This window comes from Embleya sp. NPDC056575, assembly GCF_042793325.1.
Taxonomy (GTDB): Bacteria; Actinomycetota; Actinomycetes; order Streptomycetales; family Streptomycetaceae; genus Embleya.
Genome location: NZ_JBHTVA010000136.1, coordinates 1 through 10,239, shown reverse-complemented (window position 1 = coordinate 10,239; position 10,239 = coordinate 1). Strand labels below are relative to the sequence as shown.

10 protein-coding genes are annotated in these 10,239 nt (G+C 72.3%); 4 read left to right on the top strand and 6 right to left on the bottom strand.

The window, feature by feature from the left end:
• Positions 1-75: 75 nt before the first annotated feature.
• The 3 genes from ACFRCG_RS47745 to ACFRCG_RS47735 all read right to left on the bottom strand — a co-directional run bounded on the left by ACFRCG_RS47745 (position 76) and on the right by ACFRCG_RS47735 (position 3,336).
• Positions 76-1,425 carry an SDR family NAD(P)-dependent oxidoreductase gene (locus ACFRCG_RS47745; protein WP_380042958.1) on the bottom strand — a complete coding sequence of 450 codons (1,350 nt, stop codon included), beginning with the start codon at positions 1,423-1,425 and terminating at the stop codon, positions 76-78.
• Between the two features lie 281 nt (positions 1,426-1,706).
• Positions 1,707-2,708 carry a ketopantoate reductase family protein gene (locus ACFRCG_RS47740; RefSeq protein ID WP_380042957.1) on the bottom strand — a complete coding sequence of 334 codons (1,002 nt, stop codon included), beginning with the start codon at positions 2,706-2,708 and terminating at the stop codon, positions 1,707-1,709.
• Between the two features lie 103 nt (positions 2,709-2,811).
• Positions 2,812-3,336, bottom strand: coding sequence for a GNAT family N-acetyltransferase (locus tag ACFRCG_RS47735; RefSeq protein ID WP_380000876.1), 525 nt, complete (start codon positions 3,334-3,336; stop codon positions 2,812-2,814).
• 341 nt (positions 3,337-3,677) lie between these two features.
• Between ACFRCG_RS47735 and ACFRCG_RS47730 the strand changes: the two genes are divergently transcribed.
• On the top strand, positions 3,678-4,892 hold the full coding sequence (locus tag ACFRCG_RS47730; RefSeq protein ID WP_380042956.1) for a pyridoxal phosphate-dependent aminotransferase: 1,215 nt from the start codon (positions 3,678-3,680) through the stop codon (positions 4,890-4,892).
• Between the two features lie 77 nt (positions 4,893-4,969).
• Here ACFRCG_RS47730 and ACFRCG_RS47725 read toward each other — a convergent pair whose 3' ends face one another.
• Entirely contained in the window at positions 4,970-5,887 is a 918-nt protein-coding gene (locus tag ACFRCG_RS47725; protein ID WP_380042955.1) for a TIGR03619 family F420-dependent LLM class oxidoreductase, read from the bottom strand.
• Positions 5,888-5,994: 107 nt separating this feature from the next.
• Complete coding sequence (locus ACFRCG_RS47720; protein WP_380042954.1) at positions 5,995-6,834, bottom strand: glutamate ABC transporter substrate-binding protein; 840 nt, start codon at positions 6,832-6,834, stop codon at positions 5,995-5,997.
• A gap of 303 nt (positions 6,835-7,137) precedes the next feature.
• Here ACFRCG_RS47720 and gdhA point away from each other — a divergent pair, with 303 nt between their 5' ends.
• Positions 7,138-8,499 (top strand): NADP-specific glutamate dehydrogenase, encoded by a 1,362-nt coding sequence (gene gdhA, locus ACFRCG_RS47715; protein ID WP_380042953.1) that lies wholly within the window; start codon positions 7,138-7,140, stop codon positions 8,497-8,499.
• A gap of 41 nt (positions 8,500-8,540) precedes the next feature.
• Here the strand turns inward: gdhA and ACFRCG_RS47710 are convergent, their stop codons facing one another.
• On the bottom strand, positions 8,541-9,032 hold the full coding sequence (locus tag ACFRCG_RS47710; RefSeq protein WP_380042952.1) for a GNAT family N-acetyltransferase: 492 nt from the start codon (positions 9,030-9,032) through the stop codon (positions 8,541-8,543).
• A gap of 396 nt (positions 9,033-9,428) precedes the next feature.
• On the opposite strand from ACFRCG_RS47710, the gene ACFRCG_RS47705 reads away from it, so the two are divergent.
• Complete coding sequence (locus ACFRCG_RS47705; protein ID WP_380042951.1) at positions 9,429-9,812, top strand: RNHCP domain-containing protein; 384 nt, start codon at positions 9,429-9,431, stop codon at positions 9,810-9,812.
• Between the two features lie 2 nt (positions 9,813-9,814).
• Entirely contained in the window at positions 9,815-10,222 is a 408-nt protein-coding gene (locus ACFRCG_RS47700) for an RNHCP domain-containing protein (RefSeq protein ID WP_380042950.1), read from the top strand.
• Positions 10,223-10,239: the final 17 nt, after the last annotated feature.

Genomic DNA, 10,239 nt, shown 5'->3' with positions numbered 1-10,239 from the left:
GGTCACGACCGACCGCCGCGGCGCGCCGCGGGGCAATACGCCCGGCTCGGTGAACGATCACCGGAGCGACCCGAATCACCAGGGCGCGACCCGATAATCCTTGAGGAAGCAGCCGAACGGCGCCTGCCCCCGCTCGCCGCGCACGATCGGGTCGTATACCCGGGCCGCGCCGTCCACGATGTCCAAGGGTGTGCGGAACCCGGCCGCGGCGACCCGCTCCTTGTCCGGGGCCGGCTTCTCGTCGGTGATCCACCCCGTGTCGACGCTCGTCATGTACACGCCCTGCGCGGCCAGTTCCTCGGCGCTGGTGCGGGTGAGCATGTTCAGCGCGGCCTTGGCCATGTTGGTGTGCGGGTGCCCGGGCGACTTGTACGCGCGCCCGAACTGGCCCTCCACCGCCGACACGTTGACGATGTAGCGCCGCTCGGCCGGGGCCGCGCGCAGAAGCGGCAGCAGCCGGCCCACCAGCACGAACGGCGCGGTCACATTGACGAGCTGTACCTCGAGCAGTTCCACCGGATCCACCTCGTCCACCTGCTTGGACCAGGAGTTGGCCGGGGCCCGGTCCGGGATCAGCCCGGCCGGGTCCACCGGAACGGGATCCGACCCCGGCTCGTACCCGGGCACGAGCGCCCCCGGCGCCGCGCCGAGCTCGAACCGGGGGACGAACGCGCCCGCGCCCAACGCCGCCCGCTCGGCCGCGAGCAGCGGCCCGTACGCCGACGCGGGTCGACGGATCGTCTGCGCGGCGTTGTTGACCAGGATGTCCAGGGGGCGTCCCTCGGCCACCAGGCGATCGCACCACGCGACGAGCCCGCCCAGATCGCGCAGGTCGATCGCGTGCACCCGCAGTCGGTGCGCCCAGCGGTCGTGGTCGGGCGCGGCGGCGAATCGTCGGCGCGTGTCGTGCGGGAACCGGGAGGTGACGATCACCTCCGCGCCGTCGCGCAGCAGTTTGAGCACCAGTTCGTGGCCGACCTTCACCCGCCCGCCGGTGACCAGCGCCAGCCGGCCGCCCAGGTCGGTGCGCGCGTGTCGGCGCTCCCGGTTCTCCGCGGCGCACGACGGGCACAGCCGGTGGTAGAAGCCGTCGACGCGTCGATAGGGCTGCTTGCAGATGTAGCAGCGCAGGCCCATCTCGACCACGCCGACGCAGGTGGGCAGCCCGGTGTCGTCCAGGGCGACGTCCTCGACCCGGTCGGCGGCGCCGAGCGCGGTCCGCTCGGTCACCTCGCTCCGCTCCCGGGTGCGCAGTTCGCGCTGCTCGGCGCGGCGACGATGGCGGCCCGAGCGGTTGAAGGAGGCCAGGGCCCGCTCGATCGCGCGCCGCTCCGGGGCGTCCGGCGCGAGGTCGGACAGCGCGCCGAGCACGGCGAGGCAATCCTCGAGGGACGGGGTGGTGGGCAGTGTGTCCGCGTCGGTCATCGTGGGGTCCCCCCGAGGGCATTGCGGCGGCTCCGGCGACCGGCCCTATGGCTCGGAGCCGGCCGCCGGGGGGACGGCTGGCGAATGTGTCGGCTGCTCTCCCATGGGCTCACTCCTTCGCGCACGCGTCGTGGGCACGGCGCCGCCCGAGACACCGGTCGGCACGTCGGCACACCGCCGACGGACCGTCAGGCTAGCGATCCCACGCGCCGGGGGTCACCGGCTTTTCCCCGGTGGACACGGCCCGGGTCGGCCGCACGCGACGCGCCCGGCCCGGTCGCTCAGTCCGCCTCTCGACGCCCCGGGCCCGGCCCCCGCCCGTCCACCACCGCTCGCAGCAGTTCCAGTTCGGACACCGAGCCGGGCTCGCCCCCCGACACGACCAGGCGATTGGCCGCCCGCTGGAGTTCGGCGTTGACGGGCGTCGGCACCGCGTGCAGTCGGCCGAGGCGCACGATCTCGCCATTGAGGTAGTCGGTCTCGATGCCGCCGGTGCGGCGGTACAGGCTCTGCCAGGACGAGCCGCCGGGCCGCCGCTCGCCGCCCACCGGGCGGACCTGGACGAGCGGGCTGACCGGGGCGAACTCGGCGTGGATCTCGGCCGCGAAGAGCACCGTGCGGGCCTCGTCCATGGCCAGCCGGTCCAGATTCCCGCCGCGCGCGTTCGGGCCGCACAGCGCCTCGACCGCGTTGCCCAGGTTGGTGACGAGTTTGCCGTACTTGTACGCGGTGATGTCCGCGTACACCTCGGAGCCGTATCCGGCGCCGGACAGGACACGTGACACCTGGGCCGCGAAGGCGTCCCGGCCGTGCGGATACCGCCCGATGTCCAGCACCCCGGTCACCGGCGCGGAGTAGGCGTGCACCACGCCCGGTTCCAGATACGCGGTCGGACAGGCGACCAGCACGCCGTACACGTTGGCGAACAGGCGCAGCGCGGTGTCCTCGTTGGCCACCCCGTTCTGGGCGCACAGGATCGGCAGCCCGGGCTCGGCGTGCCGGGCCAGCTCGCGCAGCGTGCCGGCGGTGTCCTGCGACTTGACGCACAACACGACCGCGTCCACCTCGGACCAGATCGGCCGCGCCGCGAGGGCCGCGATCGTGGTCACCGCGTCGAGGCGGACCACGTCCTCACCGTCGGGCGTGCGGACCCGCAGGCCGTGGGCACGAATCGTGTCGACGTGCGCCCGCCGACCGACCAGGTGCACGTCGTGCCCCGCCCGGGCGAGGCGGGCGCCGAGGACGCTGCCGATCGCTCCGGCCCCCAGAACCACAAATCGCATGGCCGATCCCTCCCCGACGCGAGGACCCATCCAAACACGTCGAGGCCGCGCCGTGGGGTCGCCGAGGCCGCCGGTTTTCCGCCCTCCCGGAGCCGGCCTCGGCTCAGGTCGACGCCCAGGCCGGCACGTACCCGCCGCCGCGCTGCCCGGCCCCGCTCCCGCCGGCCTGTACCGCCGCCGCGCGCCGGGCCGCCGGCACGTGCTGGATCGAGGTGTGCGCCTCGCCCTCCACCACCGTGCGCCCGCCGCGCGGCTCGAAGCCGCGCCGGGTGAACCAGTCGGCGCTGCGCGCGTACACGTCGGCGATCACCGGTCGCGGACCGGCCAGGACCAGGGCGTGCCGAACCAATACCGTCGCGTGCCCCTGGCGTCGATGGGACAGGAGCGTACAGACGCGGCCCATCCGCAACAGGCCGTCCCCCTCCTCGGTCAGTCGCAGCGTGGACACCACCACGCCGTCCGCTTCCGCCCACAGGTGCGCGGTCCCGGGCTCGATGTCGCGGCCGTCGGGATCGAGCCAGGGCTGCCGGCGTGCGACCACGAAGACCCGGCTGCGCAGCGTCAGCAGCCGGTACAGACTCGCGGCGTCGATTTCGCCCGCTGTTCCGTAGAAGTACGACACGTCCATGTGCGGCAGGGTGACACCACGAGGGCGCCACGGAGTGATTTGGATCTGCCACGCGGGCAACGCTCGGATGAACACTTGGCGGCCGATCGACGGCGTCACGAGGGGGCACCGGACCGGTCGCGAAGGGGCGTCGGACCGATCACGAGGGGGTGCCGGACCGGTCACGAGCGGGCTCCGAGCCGCCCACGTGGCAGATATCCCACTGCGTTTCGCACCGCCGGCGTGGAACACTCGCAGGATCGCCCGCTCGCCGTGTGTTCGAGGTCGCGCGGGCGACCGCCCTGCGAGGAGGAGATATCCAGGTGAGCGTCGAAGAGTTGTCGCAGCCACAGAATCGTCCGATGCCCGAGCTGCGCCAGTCGGGCAAGCTCGCGGACGTCTGTTACGACATCCGGGGCCCGGTTCTCGACGAGGCGAAACGCCTCGAGGACGAGGGGCACCGGATTCTCAAGCTGAACATCGGCAACCCCGCGCCGTTCGGTTTCGAGGCACCCGACGAGATCCTGCACGACATGATCCGCAGCCTGCCGGCCGCGCAGGGCTACTCGGACTCCAAGGGTGTGCTCTCCGCCCGCCGGGCCGTGGTCCAGCACTACCAGACACGCGGCATCGAGGGTGTCGACGTCGACGACGTCTACCTGGGCAACGGCGTCTCCGAGCTGATCGTGATGGCACTCCAGGCGCTGTTGAACAACGGCGACGAGGTACTGGTGCCGATGCCGGACTACCCGCTGTGGACGGCGGCGGTGAGCCTGTCCGGCGGCACCCCGGTGCACTACCTGTGCGACGAGGGCGCCGACTGGTATCCCGACCTCGACGACATCGCGGCCAAGATCACCGACCGCACCCGGGCGATCGTGGTGATCAATCCGAACAACCCGACCGGCTCGGTCTACCCGAAGCCGATCCTCGAGGGCATCGTCGACCTGGCCCGCCGGCACGGACTCCTCCTCCTCGCCGACGAGATCTACGACAAGATCCTCTACGACGACGCGGTGCACGTCCCGATCGCCTCGCTCGCGCCCGACCTGCTGTGCCTGACCTTCAACGGCCTGTCCAAGGCGTACCGGGTGGCCGGCTTCCGGTCCGGCTGGCTGATGTTGTCCGGCCCCAAGCGGCACGCGACCAGCTACATCGAGGGCCTGAACATCCTGGCCAACATGCGCCTGTGCGCGAACGTGCCCTCGCAGCACGCGATCGCCACCGCGCTCGGCGGCTACCAGAGCATCAACGACCTGATCCTGCCGGGCGGCCGGCTGCACGCCCAGCGCGACGCCGCGTACGAGGCGCTGACCGCGATCCCCGGCGTGACCTGCGTCAAGCCCAAGGGCGCGCTCTACGCGTTCCCCCGGATCGACCCGGACGTGTGCAAGATCGCCGACGACGAGAAGTTCGTCTTCGACCTGCTGCAGAGCCAGCGGATCCTGGTCGTGCAGGGCACCGGATTCAACTGGCACCAGCCGGACCACTTCCGTGTGGTGACCCTGCCCCAGGTCGACGACCTGACGGACGCGATCACCCGGATCGGCGAGTTCATCGGGTCCTACCGGCAGTGATCCGGCGCCGGCCGCTCGGCGAGCGCGCGGGCCGGGCGTCGCGACGACGCCGGGCCCGCGTGTCGTGACGTGCGCGCTCAGCCGAGCAGCGGGCGCACCACCAGCGCCTTCACCCTCGGCACCACCGACTCGCCGAGCGCCGCGGTCTGCTCCAGATATCGCGCCCGCGTCGTGGCCGGCAGGGTCAGCGTCACCCCGGTGACCCCGGCCTCGGCCTGCTCGGTCAGGTCGGCCACGATCGCCTCCGGATCGAACCCGTCGCCGTCGAACATGCTCATCCCGCGCGGCATGAAGGTGATGTCGATCGGATCGGTGCGGCCGACCGAGGCGGCGTACTCGCGGGCGTAGTCGAGCCGGGCGGCCAGATCGGCCAGCGTCTCCAGGCCGGGGGTCTTCAGGTGGCGCGACGCGCCGGCGGGGGCGGGCATCGGCAGCCAGCCGTCGCCCAGGTCCACCACCCGGCGGATCGCCCGCTTGCTGTTGCCGCCCACCCACACCGGGATGCGGTCCTGCGCGGGCCGCGGCCGCATCGTGTTCCCCCCGACGCTCTCCCCGGTCCAGGCCGCGCGCATCGCCCGCAGCGCGTCGTCCAGCACGTCGTTGCGATTCGCGTAGTCGGCGCCGAGCGCGGCGAACTCCGGCTCCAGGTAGCCCGCGCCCACACCCAGGATCAGCCGGCCCCCGGAGAGCGCGTCCAGCGAGGAGATCATCTTCGCGGACAGGTACGGATTGCGGTACGCCGGGACGAACAGGTTGGTGTGCAGGCGCAGCCGGGTGGTGGCCGCCGCCGCGAAGGACAGCGTGACCATCGGGTCCAGCGTGTGGTGGCCGCCGTGGGCGAGCCAGCGGTCGCCGGGAAACGGGTGGTCGGTGGTGAAGACCGCGTCGAACCCGGCGGCCTCGGCCGCGCGGGACATCTCCATCACGGCCTCGGCGCCGATCAGATCGGCGCCGGCCTCGACCAGGTGCGTGGGCAGTCCGAGGGAAAGGAACATGGGCGGCAACGTAGCAGCGACCTGACGCATCGTCAGTAACCGCTGCCACAGCGGCCGTCCACCCCGATCGCGGCACCACGATCGGCACCTGCCCCGCCCGGCCCCGGTCAGTCGCGATAGGTGGTCGCCGGCGGCTTGGCCGCGCCCAGCGACGGAGCGAGCCACGTGTCGTAGAGCCGCTGCCAGGTGCCGTCGGTCTTCACGCGTTCCATCACCGCGTTGAGAAAACGCACAAAATCGTCCTGACCCCTGGGTATCGCGATGCCCTTGACCTCCTCCACGGTTTTCGGCCCCGTCACCTCCAGCTTCGGATCCTGCTCACGCAGACTCTCCAGGAGCGAGGCGTTGGTGTAGGCCGCGGCGACCCGGCCCTCCTGGAGCGCGACCAGGCAGTCGGTGCGGTCGGAGACCGCGTAGACCTTGGCCTTGGACTCGGCCACCCGGCGCTCCGGCGTGGTGTTCGAGGACACGCACACGTACTTCCCGGCCAGGTCGTCCAGGCTCTGCACCTTCGAGTGCTTCGGCACCAGGAAACGCAGCGCGTCCTCCAGGTAGACCGCGGAGAAGTCCACCTGTTGCCGGCGCTCGCAGGTGATGGTCATCGCGTCCACCACCATGTCCACTTCGTTCTTGAGCAAGACGTCGATCCGTCGACCCGGCGGGATGGTCTTGAACTGGACGCGCTCCGCGTCGCCGAAGATCGCCTCGGCCACCTTCCGGGCCAGGTCGATGTCGAAGCCCTCCAGTGCTCCGGTGTCCTCGTCGGGCGCGGCGAACATCCGGGTGTTCTGGTCGACGCCGACCACCAGCCGACCCCGGTCCTGGATCGCGCGCATCGTCGAGCCGGCCGGCATCGCGCCCGCCCGGGGCGGGCCGGCCGGGGTCAGGCTCCGACTCGGGTCGCACGGCGGCGCCGGAACCGGCGACGCGAGCTTGGGATCCGGCACCCCCACCTCGATCGGTGCAAATCGGGCAGGCGGCATGGACGGCGCACCGGAGTCACCCCCGCCGCCGGATCCGCATCCGGACGCGAGGAGCACCGTCGCCAGGGCCGCCACGGGAAGTGACGCTGCATCAAGTCTTTTGGGCCACACGGAATGCAGCATCCCAGGTCGCGGTTCGCGATCACTGAGGGCGTTCCCTCTGACCGGCGGCGCGGCCCGGCGCGGACCGGAACGGGCCCCGCGGCGGATAGCGTAACCGCACCCGATCGCGCGCGACGGGCCCGTTCGACGAAAGGACAACCACCCATGAGCCTCCAGGCATTCGCCGAGCTGACCGGACCGGCCGCGGCGACCTTCGACGAAGTGCTGCGCCGCAACCCCGGCGAGCCCGAGTTCCACCAGGCCGCGCACGAGGTGCTGGAAAGCCTCGGCGCGGTGCTGGCCAGGCGTCCCGAGCTGGCCGACGCGGCGCTCCTGGAGCGATTGGTGGAGCCGGAGCGGCAGCTGATGTTCCGGGTGCCGTGGACCGACGACTCCGGTCGGGTGCGGGTCAACCGGGGTTTCCGCGTCGAGTTCAACGGCGCGCTCGGCCCGTACAAGGGCGGGCTGCGCTTCCACCCGTCGGTGAACCTGAGCGTGGTGAAGTTCCTCGGCTTCGAGCAGATCTTCAAGAACGCGCTCACCGGCCTGGGCATCGGCGGCGGCAAGGGCGGCTCGGACTTCGACCCGAAGGGTCGTTCCGACGCCGAGGTGATGCGCTTTTGCCAGTCGTTCATGACCGAGCTGTACCGACACCTGGGCGAGCACACCGACGTGCCGGCCGGCGACATCGGGGTCGGCGGCCGGGAGATCGGCTACCTGTTCGGCCAGTACCGGCGGATCACCAACCGCTACGAGGCCGGGGTGCTCACCGGCAAGGGGCTCGGCTGGGGCGGGTCGCAGGTGCGTACCGAGGCCACCGGCTACGGCTGCGTCTACTTCCTGGCCGAGATGTTGCGGGTGCGCGGCGACGACCTGATGGACCGGCGGGCGGTGGTCTCCGGGTCGGGCAACGTGTCCGTCTTCGCGATCGAGAAGGCCCGCGAACTCGGCGCGCGGGTGGTCGCCGCCTCCGACTCGGCGGGCTACATCGTCGACGACAAGGGCATCGACCTGGACCTGCTCAAGGAGATCAAGCTGACCCGGCGCGGGCGGATCGCCGAGTACGCCGACCGGGTGCCGCACGCGCGCTACGTCGACGGCGGCTCCGTCTGGGAGGTCCCGTGTGACGTCGCGCTGCCCTGCGCGACGCAGAACGAACTGGACGGGGCCGCCGCGGCGCACCTGGTCAAGCACGGTCTCATGGCGGTCGCGGAGGGTGCCAACATGCCGTGCACCCCGGAGGCGGTGCACGTGTTCAAGGCGGCGGGCGTGCCGTTCGCGCCGGGCAAGGCGGCGAACGCCGGCGGGGTGGCCACCTCGGCGCTGGAGATGGCGCAGAACGCGGCCCGCACCTCGTGGAGCTTCGCCGACACCGACGCCCGGCTCGGCGCGATCATGCGCGACATCCACGCCACCTGCCTGGCCACCGCCGCCGAGCACGACCGCGAGGGCGACTACGTCCTGGGCGCCAACGTGGCCGGCTTCCTGCGGGTCGCCGAGGCGATGACCGCCTTCGGCGTGGTGTGACCCACCGGGCCCGCCGCCCACACGCCGGCGGCGGGCCCGACTTACGCGGGGCGCACGGGCACGTCCCGCTCGACGGTGCGGCGGAACACCTGCCGGGAGCCGCCCTCGGGGCCCGCTGCGGCGGGTTCGGCGGGGGTGAAGCCCAGGGACGTGTAGAAGGCGCGGGAGCCGCCCTCGACCGCGCCCGGGTGGTCGGCCCCGAAGGTGACCAGTTCGACGGTGCCGGGACCGAATCGGCGCATCGCCTCGGCCATCAGCGCACGACCCACCCCGCGCCCCCGGGCGAGTTCCGACACCACCAGCCAGTGCACCCGGTACACGGGCGCCTCGGTGCCGAACAGCAGGCCGCCCAGGAGCCGGCCGGCGCGATCCCCGTCGTCGGGCACCACCAGCGCCCGATCGTCGCGCACGTGCTCGTCCAGGGCCGCGTGGAAGCCGGGCTCCGCGACCATCGGCCCGAACCAGTGCTCCACCTCGGCGGCCAGGGTCAGGAATCCGGGCCGATCGGCCTGCTGCGCGAGTCTGACGATCATCCGCCGAGTCTGCCAGGAACGATCGCCCGGCCGGCGGCCCCGTCGCACGTCCGCGGCCCGGCCGCACCCGTCGCGCCCCGTCCCACGGAAAATCGTTGGCCCCGGCTCCGCGCCCGCTGTTACCTTCGCCGCGTCCTGCCCGCGCCGACCCGCGCGGCCCCCTTCCACCGAAATCAGGTGTTGATGTCCGTGCCCGCGCCGAGCGCGCCTCGTACGACCGCGGTCGGATCCGACACCGGGAAACCCCCCGGGCCGCACTGATCCCCCGGTGGGCTCGCCCGTCCCCGCACGCGGCGCACCGCGCGGCGCGTGCCGGACCGCGGCGACGACCCTTCCGAGACCGCTCGGCGCTTCCTTGCTGTCAGTGCCCCCACCTCCCGGCAAGGAGATTTCCGAGTGTCCACCGGCACCACCGATTCCGGCCGGAATCACCCCACTTCACCGCGCGTCGACACCTTCGGGTGCGTCCGCTGCGGCCTCACCGTCACCACCGTCGACCCCGCCGGTGACCGGCGCGACCACTGCCCGAGCTGCCTGCACTCGCGGCACGTGGTGGACCACGTCGAGGGCGGCCCGTCCGAGTGCGGCGCGCGCATGTCGCCGATCTCGATCGCGGTGCTGCGCAACGGCGACTGGATGCTCGTGCATCGGTGCATCCGCTGCGACGAGCTGACCTCCGGCGCCATCGCGCCGGACGACAACCAGCTGATCCTGATCCGGATGGCCGTGCGACCGCTGGCCCAACCACCGTTCCCGCTCGAAGTGTTCGGGGAGCTGTGAGCATGGGTCGACACAGGTCGAGCGGCCGGCGCCCCCAGCGGTACAAGGACGTCACGCACGGCCGGACCGGGCGCGGCGACGCCTTCCGGTGCGTGGCGTGCCGGCTCGACGTACCACTGGCGGCGCCCGGCACGGCCCATCGCAATCACTGTCCGCACTGTCTGACCAGCCTGCACCTCGACCGCCGCGTCCCGGGCGACCGCGCGGCCGAGTGCCGGGGACGGATGACCGTGCTGAGCATGTCCGTTCGGGCGGACGGGGAGTGGCAGCTGATCCATCAGTGCCAGTCCTGCGGTGAGCTGGGCGCGAACCGGATCGCGGGCGACGACAATCCACTCGCCCTCCTGCGGCTCGCGCTGCGCCCGCTGACCGACTCGACCCGACCGATCCGCGCGTTGCTCACGCTGTAGAGCGACGACGACCGGAG